The following is a 20,147-nucleotide window of genomic DNA, read 5'->3' on the forward strand; positions in this document are numbered from 1 at the left end:
TGCCCGTAACGAACGGAAGGGGCAGCGGACGTCATGTACGGCTGGATCTGGCGGCATCTGCCGGGCAACGCGTGGGTACGGGCCCTCATCTCGCTCGTCCTCGTCCTGGGGGTCGTCTACGCCCTCTTCCAGTACGTGTTCCCCTGGGCGGAGCCTCTGCTTCCGTTCAACGATGTGACGGTGGACGGCCAGTGAGCGCGCGGATTCTCGTCGTCGACAACTACGACAGCTTCGTCTTCAACCTCGTCCAGTACCTCTACCAGCTCGGCGCCGAGTGCGAAGTGCTGCGCAACGACGAGGTCGAGCTCAGCCACGCGCAGGACGGCTTCGACGGCGTCCTGCTCTCGCCCGGACCGGGTGCGCCCGAACAGGCCGGGGTCTGCGTCGACATGGTGCGGCACTGCGCCGACACCGGGGTGCCCGTCTTCGGTGTCTGCCTGGGCATGCAGTCGATGGCCGTGGCGTACGGCGGTGTCGTCGACCGCGCCCCCGAGCTGCTGCACGGCAAGACCTCGCTGGTCACGCACGAGGGCCAGGGCGTCTTCGCCGGACTGCCGTCGCCGTTCACGGCGACGCGCTACCACTCGCTGGCCGCCGAACCCGCGGCGCTGCCGGCCGAGCTCGAGGTCACGGCCCGCACGCAGGACGGCATCATCATGGGCCTGCGCCACCGTGAACGGGACGTCGAGGGCGTCCAGTTCCACCCCGAGTCGGTGCTCACGGAGCACGGCCACCTGATGCTCGCCAACTGGCTGGAGCGGTGCGGCGACAAGGGGGCGGTGGGCCGGTCGGCGGGGCTCGCGCCGGTGGTGGGCAAGGCCGTCGCGTGACGACGGGGTCGCCGTGGTTCCGGGCGACGAACCTGCCGGAGGACGAGCAGGAGGCGATACCGACGTACGAGGGGTACGACGGGTACGAGCAGCAGGCGTACCCGGACCCGCAGGGGTACGCGTACGAGCCGATACCGCAGTCGCAGCCGCAGCCGGTTTCGGAGAGTCCGTACGAGCCGTCCCCCGAAGAGCCCTACGAGGCCGCGTACGAGCCTCGGGACGAGACGATGGGTCTGCGGACCGTGGAGCCCGTCGAGGCGCCTGAGACGGCCGTGACGCCGCTTCCCGGCCCCGGCAGGGCGGAACGCAGGCGCGCCGCCAAGGGCAAGGGCCGCAAGGGCGGTCCCGCGCCGGCCTCCGAGACTCCCGCCCAGCCGATGTCCCGCGTCGAGGCCCGCCGCGCGGCGCGCGCGGCGAAGGACAGCGTCGGCGTCGTCGCCAGCCGGTTCGTGGGCGAACTGTTCATCACCTTCGGCGTCGTCATGCTGCTGTTCGTCACCTACCAGCTGTGGTGGACGAACGTCCGCGCCGATCAGCAGGCGAACCAGGCCAAGGGGCAGATCGAGGACGCCTGGTCCAAGGGCAGGGCGCCGGGCGCGTTCGAGCCGGGACAGGGCTTCGCCATCATGTACATCCCCAAACTGGACGTCGTCGTCCCCGTCGCCGAGGGCATCGACAAGCCCAAGGTCCTGGACCGGGGCATGGTCGGCCACTACAGCGAGGGCAGCCTGAAGACGGCCATGCCCGCCGACAAGCAGGGCAACTTCGCGGTGGCCGGACACCGCAACACCCACGGCGAACCCTTCCGGTACATCAACCAGTTGGAGCCCGGCGACCCGATCGTCGTGGAGACGCAAGACGCGTACTACACGTACGAGATGGCGAGCATCCTGCCGCAGACGGCTCCGTCGAACGTCTCGGTGATCGACCCGGTGCCGAAGCAGTCGGGCTTCAAGGAGCCGGGCCGCTACATCACGCTGACGACGTGCACGCCCGAATTCACCAGTACGTACCGGATGATCGTGTGGGGCAAGATGGTCGAGGAACGCCCGCGCAGCAAGGGGAAACCGGACGCGCTCGTAGGCTGACCCCCTACGGAACCCACGAACCACACCTCAGGACGGGACGACGCAGTGGCACGTGCGCGCAACTGGATCGCCGGAGTCATCAGTGTCTTCGGCGAACTCCTCATCACCGCGGGCCTGGTGCTCGGTCTCTTCGTCGTCTACTCGCTGTGGTGGACGAACGTCCTGGCCGACCGCGCCGCCGACAAGGACGGCAACCAGGTCCGCGACAACTGGGCAGCGTCGGGCCCCGGCGCCCTGGACACCAAGGACGGCATCGGCTTCCTGCACGTCCCGAAGATGGGCGGCGGCGAGATACTCGTCAAGAAGGGCACCGACAGCAAGACGCTGAACAACGGCGTCGCCGGCTACTACACCGACCCGGTCACGTCCGCCCTCCCGCAGGACAAGCAGGGTAACTTCACCCTGGCCGCGCACCGCGACGGGCACGGGGCGAAGTTCCACAACATCCACAAGTTGAAGAACGGCGACTCGATCGTCTTCGAGTCCAAGGACACCTGGTACGTCTACAAGGTCTACAAGAGCCTCCCGGAGACGACGAAGTACAACGTGGCCGTCCTCCAGCCGGTCCCGAAGGAATCGGGCAAGGCGAAGCCGGGCCGCTACATCACGCTGACGACGTGCACGCCGATGTACACCTCGGACTTCCGCTACATCGTCTGGGGCGAACTGGTCCGCACCGAAAAGGTCAACGCCGACCGCACGCCCCCGGCGGAGCTGCGGTAGGCGGACCGGACAGCGAAAAGCCCCGGCATCCTCCTGGATGCCGGGGCTCTTCGCGTGGTGGAGCGTCGGTGCGGCCGCTAGTCGAAGAAGCCGCCGCCGCCGTTGTTACCGCCGTTGTTGCCGCCGCCGCCCGCCGTGAAGACGGTGACCGTCTGGCCGGTGGTGACCGGGCTGCCCTCCGGCGGGTTGGTGCCGAAGACCCTGGCGTCGCCGTTGTTCGAGCCCTGCTGCTGCACGACCAGGCCGAGGGCCTCCAGCTGCGCCTTCACCTCGTCGAACGTCTTGCCCGAGAGACCCGCGGGGATCGTCGTCTGCGTCTGCTGCGGGCCCTTGGAGACCTTCAGCGTGATCTGGACGTCCTTCGGCTGGTCCGTGCCACCGCTCGGAGTCATCCCGGTGACCGTGCCGGCAGGCTGCTGGGAGTCTTCCTGCTGCTGGGCGATGTTGGTGAAGCCGAGCTGGTTGAGCTGCTGGATCGCCTGGTTGACCTCACGGCCCGTGACGTCCGGCAGCTGCGACTTCTCCTGCTTGGCCACCGTGATCTTGACCTCGGAGTTCTGCTCCGCCTTGGAGCCGCCGTCCGGGCTCTGCTTCAGGACCTTGCCGGGGTCCTCGCTGGACTCCTCCTGAACGACCACGACCTTGAAGCCCTTGTCCTTCAGGAGCTGCTCGGCGCTCTCCTGGGACTTCTCGAGGACGTCCGGGACCTCGATCTGCGGCGCGCCCTCGGAGACGACGACCGAGATCGTCTCGCCGACGGTCATCTTCGCCACGCCGTCCGCCGACGGCGTCTGGCTGCAGATCTTGCCCTTCGGCTGCTCGCACCGCTCGGAACCCGACTGGGCGACCTTGACCCCGGCGTTCTTCGCCGAGCCCTCGGCCTCCTTGAGGGTGTGCCCGACCAGCGACGGGATCGTCACCTGCTGCGGCTCTTCCTTCGTGTCGAAGATCGAGCGGCCGATGAGGATCGCGCCGACCAGCACCAGGATGCCCGCGAGCACCAGCAGGATCGTCGAGGTGTTCGACTTCTTCTGGCGGCGGCGGTCCGGGCGGTCGTCGTAGCCGTAACCGCCGTCGTCCGGGTTGATCGGCGGGAGCATGGAGGTCTGGCCGGCCGGATCGGCCTGGCGCAGGGCGGTCGTCGGCTGGTCCTCGGGGGCGTAGCCGCCGTAGCCGTTGCCGTAACCGCCGCCGTACGCCACCGCGCCCATCGCCGCGGCCGCCGCGACGGGCTGGCCGTCGAGGCAGGCCTCGATGTCGGCGCGCATCTCGTCGGCGGACTGGTAGCGGTAGTCGGGGTCCTTGACCAGCGCCTTCAGGACGATGGCGTCCATGTTGGGCGTGATCTCGGGGTCGAAGTTGCTCGGCGGCTGAGGCTCTTCCCGCACGTGCTGGTAGGCGACCGCGACAGGGGAGTCGCCGATGAACGGCGGCCGGACGGTCAGCAGCTCGTACAGCAGGCAGCCGGTGGAGTACAGGTCGGAGCGGGCGTCGACCTGCTCGCCCTTGGCCTGCTCCGGGGAGAGGTACTGGGCCGTGCCGATCACCGCGGCGGTCTGCGTCATGGTCATGCCCGCGTCGCCCATGGCGCGCGCGATGCCGAAGTCCATGACCTTGACCTGGCCGGTGCGCGTCAGCATGACGTTCGCCGGCTTGATGTCACGGTGCACGATGCCCGCGCGGTGCGAGTACTCCAGCGCCTGCAGGATGCCGACCGTCATCTCGAGCGTGCGCTCGGGCAGCAGCTTGCGCCCGGAGTGAAGCAGCTCACGGAGGGTCGAGCCGTCGACGTACTCCATCACGATGTACGGGATGGAGACCCCGTCGACGTAGTCCTCGCCGGTGTCGTAGACCGCGACGATCGCCGGGTGGTTGAGCGAGGCGGCCGACTGGGCCTCACGGCGGAACCGGGCCTGGAAGGACGGGTCGCGGGCGAGGTCGGCCCGCAGCGTCTTCACGGCGACGGTGCGGCCGAGCCGGGTGTCGTGGGCGAGGTAGACCTCTGCCATGCCACCACGGCCGAGCACCGAGCCCAGCTCGTACCGGCCGCCGAGGCGACGCGGCTCTTCCATAACTGATCCAGCCCTCTCCGTCTGTCCCGACCGCACCCGTGTGTGGTCCGGCGGTGTGCTGTTCGCGCAAAGGCTACCGGCCACGGGAAGGGGATCCGCCCGTGGCCGCCACCTGATACCTGACCGGTACCTGGCCGGTGCCAGGCCGCAAGGTCAGCTCCTGCTCTTCAGAACCGCCTTCATCACGGCCTTCGCGATCGGGGCGGCGAGGCCGCCACCGGAGATGTCCTGGCGGTCCGTGCCCGCGGAGTCCTCGACGATGACGGCGACCGCGACCGGGGAGCCCTGGTCGGTCTTGGCGTAGGAGATGAACCAGGCGTAGGGCCGCTTGGCGTTCTTCTCGCCGTGCTGGGCGGTACCCGTCTTGCCGCCGACCTTCACGCCGTCCATGTTCAGGTCGGCCTTGCTGCCGGTGCCCTCGCTGACGACGGTCTCCATCATCTGCTGGAGCTTCTGCGCGGTCTCCGCCGAGACCGGGCGGCTCATCTCCTCCGGCTCGTTCTGCTTGATGACGTCGACGTTCGGGGACTCCAGCTTGTCGATCATGTACGGCTTCATCAGCTTGCCGTCATTGGCGATCGCGGCCGTGACCATGGCCATCTGGAGCGGGGACGTCGCGGTGTTGAACTGGCCGATGGAGGACAGCGCGTTACCGGGGCGGTCGGCCTTCTTGTCGTAGACCGAGGCGGCCGAGCGGACCGGGGTGAACTGCTCCGCGTTGAAACCGAACTTCTCGGCCATCTCGTTCATCTTGTCGACGCCGACCTCGTCGCCGAGCTTCGCGAAGACCGAGTTGCAGGAGACCTTCATGGCCTGGTTCAGGCTGGCGTTCTCACACCCGGAGGCGTGGTTCTTCATGGGGACGCGGGTCGTCGGCAGGTTGTACGGCTCCGGCGTGTCCGTCGACGCGTTGATGTCCGTGACCTTGCCGTTCTCCAGCGCCGCCGCGGCCGTCACGACCTTGAAGACGGAGCCGGGCGGGTAGATCTCACGGATCGCGCGGTTCAGCTTCGGCTTGTTCGGGTTCTCCTCCAGGGCGACCCAGGCCTTCTCGTCCTTCGCGGAGTAGCCGGCGAAGGTCGACGGGTCGTACGAGGGGGTGGAGGCGAGCGCGAGGATCTTGCCGGTCTTCGGCTCGATCGCGACGACGGCGCCCGTCTTGTTGCCGAGGCCCTCGAAGGCGGCCTTCTGGGCGGCGCCGTTGAGCGTCGTGACGACGTTGCCGCCCTTCTTCTTGTCACCCGTGAACATCGACATGGTGCGGTCGAAGAACAGCCGGTCGTCGTTGCCGGTGAGGATGCCGTCCTCGATCTTCTCGATCTGGTTGGCGTCGTAGGCCTGCGAGGCGTAGCCGGTCACCGGCGCCCACATCGGGCCGTCGGTGTAGGTGCGCTTGAAGCGGTAGTACGGGTCCTGGGAGTCGACCGAGCCGGTGATCGGCTTGCCGTCCACGATGATGTTGCCGCGCTCGTTGGCGTACCGCTCGATCTGCACCCGCTTGTTGTCCGGGTGCGCGTTCAGTTCGTCGGCGCGGACGTACTGCAGCCAGTTGTCCCGGATCAGCAGGGCGAGGACCAGCAGGCCGCAGAAGATCGCGACCCGGCGCAGGGGCTTGTTCACGGACGGACCACCTGGGTCATCTCGGCGTCGGGGGACGGTGCGGGGGCGGGCGCCGGGCGGCGCGCGGTGTCGCTGATCCGGATCAGGATGCCGATCAGGGCCCAGTTCGCGATCACGGAGGAACCGCCGTACGCGAGGAACGGCATCGTCATACCGGTGAGCGGGATGAGCCCCATCACACCGCCGGCGACGACGAAGATCTGCAGCGCGAACGCGCCGGAGAGGCCCATCGCGAGCAGCTTGCCGAACGGGTCGCGGGCCGCGAGGGCGGTGCGGACACCGCGTTCGATGATCAGGCCGTAGAAGAGCAGGAAGACCATCACGCCGGTCAGACCGAGCTCCTCGCCGACGGTGGCGAAGATGAAGTCGGAGTTGGCGGCGAAGCCGATGAGGTCGGAGTTGCCCTGGCCGAGGCCGGTGCCGAGGATGCCGCCGGAGCCGAAGGACATCAGCACCTCCGTCATCTGGTCACAGGCGGGGACGTCCTTGGCGCAGGCGAAGGGGTCCGCCCAGGCGTCCACACGGGCCTGGACGTGTCCGGCGAACGAGGCCACGCCGACGGCGCCGGCGACGGACATCGCCAGACCCATGACGATCCAGCTGGTCCGCTCCGTCGCCACGTACAGCATGATCACGAACATGCCGAAGAACAGCAGCGACGTACCGAGGTCGTTCTCGAAGATCAGGATGAGGAGGCTGACGGCCCAGATCGTCAGGATCGGGCCGAGGTCACGGCCACGGGGCAGGTAGAGGCCCATGAAGCGGCGACTGGCCAGGGCCAGCGCGTCGCGTTTCACCATGAGATAGCCGGAGAAGAACACGGCCAGGACGATCTTGGCGAACTCACCGGGCTGGATGGAGAATCCGCCGACCCTGATCCAGATCTTGGCGCCGAAGACGTCCGCGCCGAGGCCCGGCACCAGCGGCAGCAGCAGCAGGACGAGCGCCGCGACCATCGAGATGTACGTGTAGCGCTGCAGGACCCGGTGGTCCTTCAGGAGCAGCAGCACGGCCACGAACATGGCGATGGCGATCGCCGAGTACAGCATCTGGTTCGGGGCGTCCGGGCTGAACGTCTTGTACCGCGCGATGATGCGCGGCGACTGGTCGAGCCGCCAGATCAGCACCAGGCCCATGCCGTTCAGCAGCGTCGCGAGCGGCAGCAGCAGCGGGTCCGCGTACGGCGCGAACTTGCGCACGACGAGATGCGCGACGGTGGCGAGCAGGCCGAGGCCGAGGCCGTAGCCGAGCATGCCGGACGGCACCTCGCCGTCGATCGCCAGACCGACGTTGAGGTACGCGAAGACCGGGATGGCGACGGCGAACGCGAGCAGAGCCAGCTCGGTGTTCCGGCGGCTCGGCGCCTCGATCGCGCCGATGGTGGTCGTGTTGGTGACAACGCTCATGGTGGTGAAAGGCCCCCTACGGGTGCTTACTGCTTGCCGCAGTTCGAGGCCAGCTTCTGCTCGTCCGGCGTCAGCGTGGGGCCCGGGGAGGGAGCGGCTGTGGTGGGCTTGGAGTCGGGGGTCGAACCGTCGGCGGGCGGCTTGCTCGCCTGGTCGGCGGCCTTCTCGGCGGCCTCGCGGCGCTGCTCGGTCTTCTTGCAGGCCGAGGCCTGCGCGGCGAGCTCCGCGATCTTCGTCTGGGCCTTGCCCAGGCTGCCGCCCGCGATGGTCTCCTCGACCTGCTTGCGCTGGTACTCCGGCAGGTACTTGAGTTCGATCTCGGGGTGGTCCTTCTCCACGTCCGAGAGCGAGACCCACGCCAGGTCCTGGCTGATGCCCTGGTAGAGCGCGACGTGCTGGTCCTTGGAGCCGACGTAGTACTGCGTCTGCGTCCAGCGCCAGCCGCCGTACAGACCGCCGCCGACGACGGCGAGCGCGAGGCCCAGGAAGAAGATCCGCTTCAGCCACTTCAGGCCGGTCCGCGGCTTCTCGAACTTCTCGAAGTCCTCGTCCGTGTAGTTCCCGAACGAGCCCTGCGGCGGCATCCCGCCGTAGCCGTGGTCGTCGCCGCTGCCGGGCGGGCCGAAGCCCTGGGGCGGCTGCCCGCCGGGGGGCTGCTGGTGCGGCGCCGTGCGGCCCAGGCCGGAGGCCCGGCCGGCCGGGGTCTGCATCGCCCCGCCGTCGGACTGCTGCACCTGGTTCTCGGCGACCGCGCCCACGATGACCGGGGTGTCGCTGAGCTGACCGGCGAGGGTGTCATTGCCGTCGACGTCGAGGACGTCGGCGACGATCACGGTGATGTTGTCGGGGCCGCCGCCGCGCAGCGCGAGCTGGATCAGCTCCTGCACGGTCTCCTGCGGGCCCTGGTAGCTGGCGAGGGTGTCCTCCATCGTCTGGTGGGAGACGACTCCGGACAGCCCGTCGGAGCAGATCAGATAGCGGTCGCCGGCCCGGACCTCACGGATCGACAGATCCGGCTCGACATGGTCGCCGCTGCCGAGCGCGCGCATCAGGAGCGAACGCTGCGGGTGGGTCGTGGCCTCTTCCTCGGTGATCCGGCCCTCGTCGACGAGCCGCTGCACCCACGTGTGGTCCTGGGTGATCTGGGTGAGCACCCCGTCCCGCAGCAGGTACGCGCGCGAGTCGCCGACGTGCACGAGACCGAGGCGCTGGCCCGTCCAGAGCAGGGCGGTGAGCGTGGTGCCCATGCCCTCCAGCTGGGGGTCCTCCTCGACCATCATCCGCAGCTGGTCGTTGGCGCGCTGCACCGCGGCGCCGAGCGACGTGAGGATGTCGGAGCTCGGGACGTCGTCGTCGAGCGTGACCAGCGTCGAGATCACCTCGGACGAGGCGACCTCACCGGCGGCCTGGCCGCCCATGCCGTCGGCGATGGCGAGCAGCCGCGGGCCGGCGTAGCCGGAGTCCTCGTTGCCCTCGCGGATCATGCCCTTGTGCGACCCGGCGGCGAAACGCAGTGACAGGCTCATGCGCACCTGCCCTGACGACGTCGCCTCGGGGTACAGCCGGTCTCGAGCCACACTGCCCACCCTCCGGTCGGGAGCCCGTGCCGGTACGCGGCACGGACCCGACGGTCCGCCGCGCGGCCCGCAGTGGGGACCGCCCCGGCCCGCTCGCTCCGCTCGCACTCATACATGACGTAGCACTACTTCCGCAGCTCGATGACGGTCTTGCCGATGCGGATCGGCGCGCCCAGCGGAATCGGCGTGGCGGTCGTGAGCCGGTTCCGGTCGAGATAGGTGCCGTTGGTGGACCCGAGATCCTCGACGATCCACTGGCCGTCCCGGTCCGGGTAGATCCTGGCGTGCCTGCTGGAGGCGTAGTCGTCGTCCAGCACGATCGTCGAGTCGTGGGCGCGGCCGAGCGTGATGGTCTGGCCCTGCAGGGCGACCGTCGTGCCGGTCAGCGTCCCCTCGGAGACGACGAGTTTGGTCGGGGCGCCGCGGCGCTGACGGCCGCCGCCCCCGCTCTGCTGGCCACGCTGCTGCGGCGGCTGGGCCGCCTGCCGCGTGTTCTGCTGCGGACGGGCGTCCTGGCGGCGCGAACCGCGCTGCGTGACACGCGTGCCGAACAGGTCGCTGCGAATGACCTGGACGGCCACGATCACGAACAGCCACAGAACGGCCAGGAAACCCAGCCGCATGACCGTCAGGGTCAGCTCTGACATTGCCCCCGCTTCACCCTTCGGCTTGCCGGTAAACGATGGTGGTGCTGCCCACGACGATCCGCGAGCCGTCGCGGAGCGTAGCGCGGGTGGTGTGCTGCCCGTCCACCACGATGCCGTTGGTGGATCCGAGATCCTGGATCGTCGAGGGCGTTCCGGTCCGGATCTCGCAGTGTCGGCGGGAGACGCCGGGATCGTCGATCCTCACGTCCGCGTCGGTGCTGCGGCCAAGGACCAGAGTCGGGCGGGAGATCTGATGGCGGGTGCCGTTGATCTCGATCCACCGGCGCACCTGGGCGCCGGAGGCAGGCATGGGGCCGGGGCCACCGGCCGTGGGACGGCCGGCGGCGGGCGCCTGGCCGGGTGCGTGGCCCGGAGCGTGACCGGGGCGCTGGGCGCCGGCCGCGCCCGGCGGCGGGGCCGCGGGCATCGGCGGAGCGCCGGCCGGGGGGTAGCCGTAGCCGCCAGGGGCGTGACCGCCCGGTGCGTGGCCACCCTGCGGCGGGCCCGCGGCGGGCGACTGCTGCTGTGACGAACTCGACGCGAGCGTGCGGCTGCGCACCCGGTACAGACCGGTGTCGAGGTCGTCGGCCTTCTCCAGGTGGACCTTGATCGGGCCCATGAAGGTGTACCGCTGCTGCTTGGCGTAGTCGCGGACGAGGCCGGCGAGCTCGTCGCCGAGCTGGCCCGAGTAGGGGCTGAGGCGCTCGAAGTCCGGCGCGCTCAGCTCGACGATGAAGTCATTGGGGACGACGGTCCGCTCGCGGTTCCAGATCGTCGCGTTGTTGTCGCACTCGCGCTGGAGAGCGCCCGCGATCTCGACGGGCTGGACCTCGGACTTGAAGACCTTGGCGAAGGTGCCGTTGACCAGACCTTCGAGCCGCTGTTCGAAACGCTTCAGGACTCCCATGGGGCACCTCCTCCGTCGTTGTCGTCCTGGTACTGCTTACTGATCGTATCCACGCGTCGGGAAATCGGCTGGTTCCCCTTCTCTGCCCTGTGGACGAGTGTCACCTCTCACAGGCCTCCCCCACGGATCGTAGAGGCGGCCCCTGGACAGTGTCCCGCACCCGGCGAGCGAGCAGGAGGCACGGGGCCGCGCGGTGGGGGCGGTCCGTCCCGTTCCTCCCGTTACCCGTCCACTCTTCGTCTCTTTCTTCTCCTCGCCCTGGGCCGCCCGTCGCTTCCTCCTTCTCCGGCCCGCCAAGTCTTCTCGGTGCCCTCGGTCTTCCCGTCCGTCCCTCTGTCCCTGTTCGCTCGGGCAGGGGGTCAAACAACGGATGTGAATCCACCGTCCGCGACGTGCTAATCTTCAGATGTCGCCAGGCGATCGCACCGGAAACAACGGTGAGGGAGCCCGGAGCACACCCAATGCGCGGGTGGCGGAATAGGCAGACGCGCTGGATTCAGGTTCCAGTGCCCGCAAGGGCGTGGGGGTTCAACTCCCCCCTCGCGCACCAGACGGAAGCCCCGTAGGTCATCGACCTACGGGGCTTCCGCGTTGCCGGCGTCCTTCGCTGTGAGGTACGCGACGTTCGTCGCTGCGGAACGCGACGAAAGAGGGCCGCCGGTGGGATGGGGCGCTGCCTAAGGTGCGAGCGTGGACGCGACTTCGAAGATCAGGGCAGGGGCCGCCGCCGCGTGGGCCTGGTTCGCGGCGCCCGCGATGTGGTCGCGGCGCAGGACCACCGGCGAGGTGGTGCTCGCCGTCGTGATGGGGCTGCTCGCCGCGGGCGCCGAAGAGCTGCTCGGCGGCGAGGGGTGGCGGCTGGCCGGGGTGGGCCTGGGCGCCGCCGTGCTGTCACTGCTGCGCCGGCGGCTGCCGGGGACTGTGCTCATCGTCACGGCGGCCTGTGCGCCGGTCGTGTCGGGCTTCCTCGTCCTGCTGATCCTGGTCGGCTGGTCGTCCGGCCGATACATCGCCGGGGCCGGACGGGCACTGATCGCCTACACCGTCGCGTACGTGCTGAACGTCTCGACGAGCCTGATCGACATCTGGGACCTGCACCGGACCCTGACCGTCGTCTTCATGTCGACGCTCTACTTCCTCGCGACGACCCTGGCGCCCGGCCTCGCCAACCGGTACTGGACCCAGCGCAGGACCCTGCTGCACGCCCTGCAGGAGGGCAACGCGCAGCTGCTGCGCGAGCGCGCGATGGTGGTCGGGCAGGCGCGGCTGCTCGAACGGCAGCGGATCGCCCAGGACATGCACGACAGCCTTGGCCACCAGCTCGCGCTGATCGCGGTCCACACCGGCGCCCTGGAGGTCGACCGGGAGCTGACCGACCGCCAGCGGGAGGCCGTCGGGGTGCTGCGGAACGCGTCGGTGACCGCGATGCACGAGCTGCGCGAGGTCGTCGGCATCCTGCGGGACGGTGTCCACGCCGGGGCGGAGACCGCGGCCCTGCCCGCGGGGACGGGCGACTCCTCGGGACGGGCGGCACGGGGGACCGCCGGTATCGAGGGGCTCGTCGAGGCGGCGCGGGCCGCGGGGAACCGGGTGGAGCTGCGGTGGAACGGGGACCACCGGCCGCTGCCGCCGGCCGCCGACCACGCGGCGTACCGGATCGTGCAGGAGGCGCTGACCAACGCGTACAAGCACGCGCCGGGCGCGCTCATCGACGTGGAACTGCGGTACGAGCCGGACTCCCTGGTCGTGGAGATCGTCAACGAAGCGGCCGAGAAGTCCCCGGAGGATGTCGTCAGCGGAGGGCAGGGGCTGACCGGGCTGCACGAGCGGGCCCGGCTCGTCGGCGGCATCGTCCACGCGGGGCCGGCGGACGGCGGGGGGTTCCGGGTCGCCGGGATGCTGCCCTACGGGGTGGTGGAGGCAGCGCCTTTGGTCGATGCGGCGGACGACTTCCGGCAGCAGTCGACGCACCCCCGGGTGGGCCACCGTGGAGCCGTCCAGGTCGGGCAGGCCGACTGGACCTTCACGGAACGGGAGCTGGCGATGGCGATGCACGGGGGCAGGAACAGGAGCGCGGGCAGCGGGATCGCGCTGGGGTGCGGGATCGCGTTCGCGGCCCTGGTCCTGCTGCTGGTCGCGGGCGGCTTCGGCGTCTACTTCCTCGTCGGATCGCTGGAGAAGGGCATGATCGACCCGGCCGAGTACGACGCGATATCGGTCGGATCGGCCGAGAAGGAGGTCCGCGACAAGCTGCCGTCCGGCGACACCATCACGACCACCGGGCTGCACGGCAAGGGCCCCGAGGAGCCGGAGGGTTCCAAGTGCCTGGTGCTCATGTCGTCCGAGGTGGGGAAAGAGGTGGAGACCGAGCCGGTTTTCCGCTTCTGCTTCAAGGACGGCAAGCTGATCGAGAAGAAGTCGTACGAGGTCAAGCGCTAGCGCTGACCCGGCCGAACCGGTAGCCGTTGGGGAGTAGCTGTGGCAGGGCAGCGCATCAGGGTCGTGGTCGCCGACGACGAGCCGCTGATCAGGGCCGGGATCCGGATGATCCTCACCTCGGACGAGGACATCGAGGTGGTCGCGGAGGCGGCGAACGGCCGCGAGGCCATCGAGCACGTGCGCGCGCACCACGCCGACGTGGTGCTGCTCGACATCCAGATGCCGGTGCTCGACGGGCTGTCCGCACTGCCGGAGCTGCGCCGGGTGGCGCCCTCGACGCGGGTGATCGTGCTGACGACCTTCGGTGAGCGGGAGAACGTGCTGCGCGCCCTGGAACACGGTGGCGCCGGGTTCCTGCTCAAGGACACCGCGCCAGCCGAGCTGATCCGCGCGGTCCGGGCCGCGGCGGCGGGTGACGCGTACCTCTCGCCCGCCGCCACCCGGCACGTGGTGGAGCAGCTGGCCTCCGGCCGCGAGGTGGCGCGCGCGGAGCAGGCGAGGGGGAGGGTGGCGGCGCTGAGCGAGAAGGAGCGCGAGGTCCTCGCCCTCCTCGGCGAGGGGCTGTCCAACGCGGACGCGGGGAGGCGCCTGCACATGAGCGAGGCCACCGTGAAGACGTACGTCAGCCGGATCCTGGCGAAGCTGGGCTGCGAGAACCGCGTGCAGGCGGCGCTGCTGGCGCGCGACGCCGGGCTCTGACCCGGCGTTCTAGGCGCCGCCCGGGCCCGCCGCGTTGTAGCGGAGCAGGTAGGAGGCGAAGCGGGCGAGGTCGTCGGCCGGCCAGTCCTTCAGGCGCTCCTGGTAGGCGGCGTGCCGGCTCGCCTGGGTGGCGGCGAGGACGCGGCTGCCCGCCTCGGTGGGGTGGAGCACCTGGACCCGGTGGTCGTCCGGGTCCGGCCGGCGCTCGACCAGGCCGAGCCTCTCCAGACCGCCGATCTGGCGGCTGACCGTCGACTTGTCCAGCAGGTAGTGCGTGGCGAGGTCGGTGGCCCGGCATCCCTGCTGGTCGTCGATGTGGGCGAGCAGGGTGTACGACACGAGCGGTAGATCCGGGTGGAGCCGGGCGGCCGCGGCGCGGGCACGGCGGGCGAAGGCCGTCAGCTCCCGCTGGATGGTGTCGACGGAGGCCTCGCGCGGGCCGTCGCCGTCGCCGTCGGTCATGGTGCGCTCCGGGGGCGTTCCGAGGTGTGGTCGGGCGGTCGGTTGTAGAGTACAACCACCATTTAGATGTATGGTGCATGTGTATTCAGTTGTAAAAGCCAACCACTCATGGAGGTGTTCGGTGTCCGCAGGACTCCCCGCCGCGTCCGCCGCTGCGTCCTCGTCCGCGCCCGGGGGATCGGCGCCCGCGGGCGCCCTGCGCCATGTGCTCGGACATCTGCTCACCCCCCTCCTGATGTGCATCGGCATGGGGCTCGCCTACCTCGGCGCGTTCCACGCCCCCCACCCCCACGACCTGCGCGTCGACGTCGTCGGCTCAGGTCCGGGCGTCCAGGTCCTCGCCCAGACCCTCCACGACGAGGGCGACGGGGCCCTCGACGTCCGTACCGTCCCCGACCGCGCGACCGCCGTCACCGCACTGCGCGAACAGCACTCCTTCGGCGCCTACCTCCCCGGCGACCGGCCCGAACTGCTCGTCGCCTCCGCCTCCTCCGACACCAGCGCCATGGCCGTAGAGAAGGTCTTCACCAAGGTCGCCGCAGGACACGACGCACCCCTGAAGGTCACCGACGTCGCCCCCGTCTCCGACGGCGACCCCACCGGACAGGGCGTCTTCTTCCTGCTGGTAGCGCTCAGCATCGGCTCGTACGCCTCCGTCGCCGTCATCGGCGGCGCGGGCGCCGTCCTGCCCCTGCGCGTCCGTGCCCTGCTCGCCACCGGAACGTCCCTCGTCGTCAGCCTCGTTGGCGCGGCCTTCGCCGGACCGATGTTCCACCTCGTCGACCGAGGACTCGGCGGAGTCTGGGCGATGTCCTGGCTGTATTCGGCCGGCATCCTGCTGATCGGCGTCGGACTCCACACCTTCCTGCGCCGCTGGACCACCCTCGGCGTGATGGTCCTGTTCGTGATGCTCAACTTCACCAGCTCCGGAGGGATCTACCGCCCCGAGCTGCAGCCCGGATTCTTCGGCGCCCTGCACGCCTTCTGGAACGGCGCCGGCTTCGTCGAAGGCGTCCGCAGCCACGTCTACTTCGCCGACCACGCCCTGGGCGGACACCTCCTGGTCCTCGGACTCTGGCTCCTCGCCGGAGTCGCCGTCACCCTGTGCGCGGGCCTGGCCGAGACCCGCCGCAGCCGAGCCGCGGCCACCACGCCGGCCGATCCCTCCGCACCTGTGGCGGCCCGGGCGGCGGCCAAGGAGGAGACGGAGGAGGAGAACGAGGAGGAGATGGAGGAGGCCGTCGGGGTCTGAAAAGCGGCGGACGTCCAGGTGACCGGTTGTCCACAGGCCGTTGTCCACAGGGGAAGACGGGCCGTTGAACCCGGCGGTACCGTCATCCCGTTGATGTTGAACGGCACAGGACAGCACGAAGTCGGGGGTGGACGTCCCATGGGCGAGATCCGGGCAGTGGTACCGGGACAGCGAGACACGGACGGCGGACGCGTTCCGCACGTGCCCGGGTTCGCCCGGCGGACCGCCGCGGGGGTCACCGACTCCCCGAAGGAACAGGGCAAGGCCCTGCGCACGCGCGTCCCACGCACCATCCACGACACCCTCGTCCTCGCCGCCGACCGCCCCGACGCCGTCCGCGCCGTCGAGGACTCCAGCCGCGACCGCGTGCCGGAACTGGCCCCCATACGCGTCGGACGCATGGCCGCGAGCCCCTTCGCGTTCCTGCGCGGTTCCGCCGGACTCATGGCCCACGACCTGGCCGGCTCCCCCGTCACCGGCGTCGCCGCCCAGATCTGCGGCGATGCGCACGCGGCCAACTTCGGCCTCTACGGAGACGCCCGCGGCGGCCTCGTCATCGACCTCAACGACTTCGACGAGACGGTCGTCGGCCCCTGGGAATGGGACCTCAAGCGCCTGGCCACCTCACTCGTGCTCGCCGGACGGGAGGCCGGCGCGAGCGAGGACACCTGCCGCGCCGCCGCCTTCGACACCGTCGGCGCCTACCGCCGGACCATGCGCCTGCTGGCCAAGCTCCCCGCCCTCGACGCCTGGAACGCCATCGCCGACGAGGAACTCGTCTCCCACACCGACGCCCGCGACCTGCTCGGCACCCTCGAACGCGTCTCGGCCAAGGCCCGCAACAACACCAGCGCGCGCTTCGCCGCCCGATCCACCGAGTCCGTGACCGACGCCGACGGCGGAGGCCGCCGGTTCGTCGAAGCCCTGCCCGTCCTGCGCCGGGTCCCGGACGCGGAGGCGGCCGCCGTCGCCGCCGCACTCGGCCCCTACCTGGACACCGTCTCCGAGGACCGCCTCCCGCTGCTCGCGCGGTACGCCGTCCACGACGTCGCCTTCCGCGTCGTCGGCACCGGCAGCGTCGGCACCCGCTCGTATGTCGTGCTGCTGCTCGACCACCGGGGCGAGGCGCTCGTCCTCCAGGTGAAGGAGGCCCGGCCGTCCGCACTGCTCCCGCACCTGCCCGCCGTCGGCTTCGCCGTCCCGGACGCGGGGCACGAAGGCCGGCGCGTGGTGCTCGGCCAGAAGCGGATGCAGGTCGTCAGCGACATCCTGCTCGGCTGGACCACGGTGGAGGGGCGACCGTTCCAGGTGCGCCAGTTCCGCAACCGCAAGGGCAGCGTCGACCCGGCCGCGCTCACCCCCGACCAGGTCGACGACTACGGCCGCATGACCGGCGCACTCCTCGCGCGCGCCCACGCCCACAGCGCCGACCCGCGTCTGATAGCCGGCTACTGCGGGAAGAGCGAGGAGTTCGACGAGGCCGTCGCGTGCTTCGCCGTCGCCTACGCCGACCGCACCACGGCGGACCACACCGACCTGCTGACGGCGGTGCGCAACGGCCGGATAGCGGCCGAACTCGGAGTGTGACGGCCCAGGGCTGCCCGAAAACCGGGCTGCCTCGGACCGGTGGCCACAGGCCATGAAAAACGGGGGGCGGGGCGGGGGAGGGAGGGGGGGAGGCCCCCCGGGGGATCGTAGGCTGGTGGGGTGACGGACCGGAACGAGGACGTGGGCGTGGACCAGGACGTGGATCCGGCCGCAGGCGCGGGTGCGGGCGAAGGCGCGGACCTGGGTGCGAATACGGGCGAGGGCTCTGACGCGGGTAAGGGCGAGGGCTCGTACACGGGTGTCGGGATGGGTGACGCTTCTGACCCGGGCGCTGTGACGGGCGAGGGCTCTGACGCGGGGGGCGGGACGGGTGCGGGCCCGGGTTCCGGTGCCGGGGCTGGGTCCGGGGCTCGGGATGAGCGGCCTGAGGCTCGACTGGAGAAGGCCGTGCGGGTGGCCGAGCAGGCGTTGATCGAGTTCGAGATCGCGGTGGAGACCTTCCGCGTCGAGGTCGACAACTTCTCCCGGCTGCACCACCAGAAGCTCGGGCCGATGTACACGCGGCTCGACGAGCTGGACGCGCAGATCGCCGAGGCGCGCGCGGCGCAGACCGGGGATCCGGAGGATCTGCGGAAGGCGCAGGAGGCGCGGGCCGTCGTCATGCCGATGCCCGGTGTCGACGAGCTCTTCCACGACTGGATCGACTCCGACGGGCTCTCCCCCGAGGCCGCCGCGATGCTGACCGAGCAGCCGGTGCAGCCGCCGAAGCGGGTGCGGCCGAGTGAGGAGGCCCGGAAGCTGTATCGCGAGCTGGCCCGGCAGGCCCACCCGGACCTGGCGCGCGAGGAGGACGAGCGCAAGCGGCGCGAGGAGTTCATCACCCGGGTCAACGCGGCTTACGCGCGCGGTGACGTCACGCTGCTGCGCGAGCTGTCGGCCGAGTGGGCTGCCGGTCCGGTGCCCGAGCCGGAGCGGCTCAGCGAGAGCGAGGAGCTGTACGCGCGCCTCGAGTGGCTGTCGCAGCGCAAGGAACTGCTGACCCTGGTCGCGCGGGAGCTGGAGGAGAGCGCGATCGGCGCGATGCTGCGGATGGCGCCGGACGATCCCGATGAGCTTCTCGAGGAGATCGCCGAGCAGCTGCTCGCGCAGGTGTCCGAGCGGGAGGCCGAGCTGGCCGCGTTGGTGCGGCAGGTGGGTTAAGTTTCCAAGGGGCTCGATCCTCCCTTCGAGCCGTTCGTACGAGAGAAGGCCTGTCCCATGAACTTCGCCCCGCTCCCCTCGGTGGACGTGGCTTCCGTGCCGTCCGACGCCCTGGTGCTGGACGTCCGTGAGGACGACGAGTGGGTGGCCGGTCATGCCGAGGGTGCTCTGCATGTGCCGATGAGTGACTTCGTGGCGCGTTTCGGCGAGGTGACCGAGGCCGTGGCCGAGGGGCGTCGGGCGTATGTGATGTGCCGGGTGGGTGGCCGGTCTGCGCAGGTCACGCAGTATCTGGTGCAGCAGGGGATCGACGCGGTCAACGTCGACGGCGGCATGATCGCCTGGGACGCGGCCGGTCGGCCGGTGGTGACGAAGGACGGCGCCCCGGGCTTCGTGGCCTGAGTCTCTTCCGGCCCGGGGCGGTTTCCGGGTCGGTCAGCCGAGGGGGTGGGCGGCCAGGAGGTCGCCCAGAGCCTCCTCGTGCGCGGCGGCCGGGCCGAGGGCGAGTTCGAGCTGCTTGGCCCACGCGTGGTAGCGGTGGAGCGGGTAGTCGGTGTCGGCGCCGAAGCCGCCGTGGAGGTGCTGGGCGGTCTGCACCACGCGGCGTACGCCCTCCGAGGCCCAGATCTTGGCGACGGCGATGTCCGCGGCGGGTGGCAGCGGGCCGCCCGCTTCGCTGCTGATGCGCCAGGCTGCCTGCCAGAGGGTGACTTCCATGGCGCGCAGGTCGATGTAGCGGTCGGCGGCCTGGACGGCGACGGCCTGGAAGGTGGCCACGGGGTGGCCGAACTGCTCGCGTTTTCCGGTGTATTGGCTCGTCATGGTGAGGACGTTCTCGCCGAGGCCGAGGGCGAGGGCGCAGGTTCCGGTGGCGAGGACGCCGCGGAGCCAGTCCCAGGCGCCGTCGGTTTCGATGACGTCGGCGCTGTCGAGGCGGACGGAGTCCAGGCGTAGTTCGGCGAGGAGTTCGCCGCTGGTGGAGAACTGGTCGGCGAGGGTGAGGCCGGCCTTGGCGCGGGGGACGAGGGCGAGGACGGCCTGTCCTTCGGCGGTGTGAGCGGGAACGGCGATGCGGTCGGCTCCGTGGGCCCAGGGGACGGCGCTCTGGAGGCCGTCGAGGATCCAGTCGGTGCCGTCGCGGTGGGCGGTGACGGCGAGTTCGGCGGGGTCGTGCCCGGTGTGGCCGTTGGAGGCGGCGGTGAGGACGAGTTCGCCGCGGCCGACGCGGGGGAGGAGGTCGGCGGCGATGCGCGGGTCGGCGTACCGTTCCACGGTCATGGCGACGGCGCTGGTCTCCAGGAGGGGGACGCGGGCGAGGACGCGGGCGGATTCGCGCAGGACGAGGCAGAGGGCGATGGTGTCGAGTCCGGCGCCGCCGTGTGCGGGGTCGAGGACGAGGCTGAGCAGGTCGGCGCCGGCGAGGCGGGACCAGAGCGGTCGGTCGAAGTCGTCGGCGACGGCTCCGGGGGTGAGCGCGGGGCTCGGTACGGCGTCGGGGGTGACGCCGGAGAAGACCGCTTGGGCCGCTTCGACGGCGGCCTGCTGTTCCTCGGTGAAGGTGAAGTCCACGGCCATGCCTTCCCGTTGCCTGCTTGACTGCTGTCCGTCTGCCTGACGGGTCGTCAAGATAGAACAGGTTCTAGGGGAAGGGAATGGGCGGGACTCCCCGGCCGCCGG

Annotated in this window: 18 protein-coding genes and 1 tRNA gene; 11 read left to right on the forward strand and 8 right to left on the reverse strand. The window is 70.5% G+C overall.

Features of this window, described 5'->3' with window-relative positions:
• The first annotated feature begins 33 nt into the window (after nt 1-33).
• From ACF09C_RS09865 to ACF09C_RS09880, 4 genes are read left to right on the forward strand one after another with little or no spacing between them, the layout of a single operon-like run.
• Nucleotides 34-195 (forward strand): hypothetical protein, encoded by a 162-nt coding sequence (locus ACF09C_RS09865; protein WP_362005436.1) that lies wholly within the window; start codon nt 34-36, stop codon nt 193-195.
• Nucleotides 192-830: an aminodeoxychorismate/anthranilate synthase component II gene (locus ACF09C_RS09870; RefSeq protein WP_392090787.1), complete on the forward strand. Its 639-nt coding sequence runs from the start codon at nt 192-194 to the stop codon at nt 828-830. Before ACF09C_RS09865 ends, ACF09C_RS09870 begins: the two co-directional genes overlap by 4 nt.
• Nucleotides 827-1,918: a class E sortase gene (locus ACF09C_RS09875; RefSeq protein ID WP_392090789.1), complete on the forward strand. Its 1,092-nt coding sequence runs from the start codon at nt 827-829 to the stop codon at nt 1,916-1,918. Before ACF09C_RS09870 ends, ACF09C_RS09875 begins: the two co-directional genes overlap by 4 nt.
• A 45-nt stretch (nt 1,919-1,963) precedes the next feature.
• Nucleotides 1,964-2,641: a class E sortase gene (locus ACF09C_RS09880; RefSeq protein WP_392090791.1), complete on the forward strand. Its 678-nt coding sequence runs from the start codon at nt 1,964-1,966 to the stop codon at nt 2,639-2,641.
• A 77-nt stretch (nt 2,642-2,718) separates the two neighbouring features.
• Here ACF09C_RS09880 and pknB read toward each other — a convergent pair whose 3' ends face one another.
• The 6 genes from pknB to ACF09C_RS09910 form a co-directional block, all read right to left on the reverse strand.
• Nucleotides 2,719-4,713 (reverse strand): Stk1 family PASTA domain-containing Ser/Thr kinase, encoded by a 1,995-nt coding sequence (pknB, locus tag ACF09C_RS09885; RefSeq protein WP_392090793.1) that lies wholly within the window; start codon nt 4,711-4,713, stop codon nt 2,719-2,721.
• Between the two features lie 153 nt (nt 4,714-4,866).
• A complete protein-coding gene (locus tag ACF09C_RS09890; RefSeq protein WP_392090795.1) occupies nt 4,867-6,333 on the reverse strand; it encodes a peptidoglycan D,D-transpeptidase FtsI family protein in 1,467 nt (488 codons plus the stop codon).
• A complete protein-coding gene (locus ACF09C_RS09895; RefSeq protein ID WP_392090798.1) occupies nt 6,330-7,739 on the reverse strand; it encodes an FtsW/RodA/SpoVE family cell cycle protein in 1,410 nt (469 codons plus the stop codon). The genes ACF09C_RS09890 and ACF09C_RS09895 overlap by 4 nt, the downstream gene beginning before the upstream one ends.
• Before the next feature lie 26 nt (nt 7,740-7,765).
• Complete coding sequence (locus tag ACF09C_RS09900; protein ID WP_392090801.1) at nt 7,766-9,265, reverse strand: Stp1/IreP family PP2C-type Ser/Thr phosphatase; 1,500 nt, start codon at nt 9,263-9,265, stop codon at nt 7,766-7,768.
• Between the two features lie 176 nt (nt 9,266-9,441).
• A complete protein-coding gene (locus tag ACF09C_RS09905) occupies nt 9,442-9,963 on the reverse strand; it encodes an FHA domain-containing protein (RefSeq protein WP_362005457.1) in 522 nt (173 codons plus the stop codon).
• Nucleotides 9,964-9,973: 10 nt separating this feature from the next.
• Entirely contained in the window at nt 9,974-10,870 is an 897-nt protein-coding gene (locus tag ACF09C_RS09910; protein WP_392090804.1) for an FhaA domain-containing protein, read from the reverse strand.
• Between the two features lie 463 nt (nt 10,871-11,333).
• Here ACF09C_RS09910 and ACF09C_RS09915 point away from each other — a divergent pair.
• The 3 genes from ACF09C_RS09915 (at nt 11,334) to ACF09C_RS09925 (ending at nt 14,008) form a co-directional block, all read left to right on the forward strand.
• A tRNA-Leu gene (locus ACF09C_RS09915) sits at nt 11,334-11,420 on the forward strand.
• Nucleotides 11,421-11,626: 206 nt separating this feature from the next.
• Nucleotides 11,627-13,309 carry a sensor histidine kinase gene (locus ACF09C_RS09920; protein ID WP_392091385.1) on the forward strand — a complete coding sequence of 561 codons (1,683 nt, stop codon included), beginning with the start codon at nt 11,627-11,629 and terminating at the stop codon, nt 13,307-13,309.
• Between the two features lie 39 nt (nt 13,310-13,348).
• Nucleotides 13,349-14,008: a response regulator gene (locus tag ACF09C_RS09925; protein WP_392090806.1), complete on the forward strand. Its 660-nt coding sequence runs from the start codon at nt 13,349-13,351 to the stop codon at nt 14,006-14,008.
• 9 nt (nt 14,009-14,017) lie between these two features.
• Here the strand turns inward: ACF09C_RS09925 and ACF09C_RS09930 are convergent, their stop codons facing one another.
• Nucleotides 14,018-14,470: a MarR family winged helix-turn-helix transcriptional regulator gene (locus ACF09C_RS09930; RefSeq protein WP_392090809.1), complete on the reverse strand. Its 453-nt coding sequence runs from the start codon at nt 14,468-14,470 to the stop codon at nt 14,018-14,020.
• A gap of 121 nt (nt 14,471-14,591) precedes the next feature.
• Between ACF09C_RS09930 and ACF09C_RS09935 the strand changes: the two genes are divergently transcribed.
• The 4 genes from ACF09C_RS09935 to ACF09C_RS09950 all read left to right on the forward strand — a co-directional run bounded on the left by ACF09C_RS09935 (nt 14,592) and on the right by ACF09C_RS09950 (nt 18,872).
• Nucleotides 14,592-15,722, forward strand: coding sequence for a hypothetical protein (locus ACF09C_RS09935; RefSeq protein ID WP_392090811.1), 1,131 nt, complete (start codon nt 14,592-14,594; stop codon nt 15,720-15,722).
• A 138-nt stretch (nt 15,723-15,860) separates the two neighbouring features.
• Nucleotides 15,861-17,309, forward strand: coding sequence for a DUF2252 domain-containing protein (locus ACF09C_RS09940; protein WP_392090814.1), 1,449 nt, complete (start codon nt 15,861-15,863; stop codon nt 17,307-17,309).
• Nucleotides 17,310-17,576: 267 nt separating this feature from the next.
• Nucleotides 17,577-18,470, forward strand: coding sequence for a hypothetical protein (locus ACF09C_RS09945; protein ID WP_392091386.1), 894 nt, complete (start codon nt 17,577-17,579; stop codon nt 18,468-18,470).
• A 57-nt stretch (nt 18,471-18,527) separates the two neighbouring features.
• Complete coding sequence (locus ACF09C_RS09950) at nt 18,528-18,872, forward strand: rhodanese-like domain-containing protein (RefSeq protein WP_392090816.1); 345 nt, start codon at nt 18,528-18,530, stop codon at nt 18,870-18,872.
• A 33-nt stretch (nt 18,873-18,905) separates the two neighbouring features.
• On the opposite strand, the gene ACF09C_RS09955 is transcribed toward ACF09C_RS09950, so the two are convergent.
• Nucleotides 18,906-20,039 carry an acyl-CoA dehydrogenase family protein gene (locus ACF09C_RS09955; protein WP_392091388.1) on the reverse strand — a complete coding sequence of 378 codons (1,134 nt, stop codon included), beginning with the start codon at nt 20,037-20,039 and terminating at the stop codon, nt 18,906-18,908.
• Between the last annotated feature and the right edge of the window lie 108 nt (nt 20,040-20,147).

Origin of the sequence: Streptomyces sp. NPDC014870 (assembly GCF_043081505.1) — a bacterium.
Classification (GTDB): domain Bacteria; phylum Actinomycetota; class Actinomycetes; order Streptomycetales; family Streptomycetaceae; genus Streptomyces.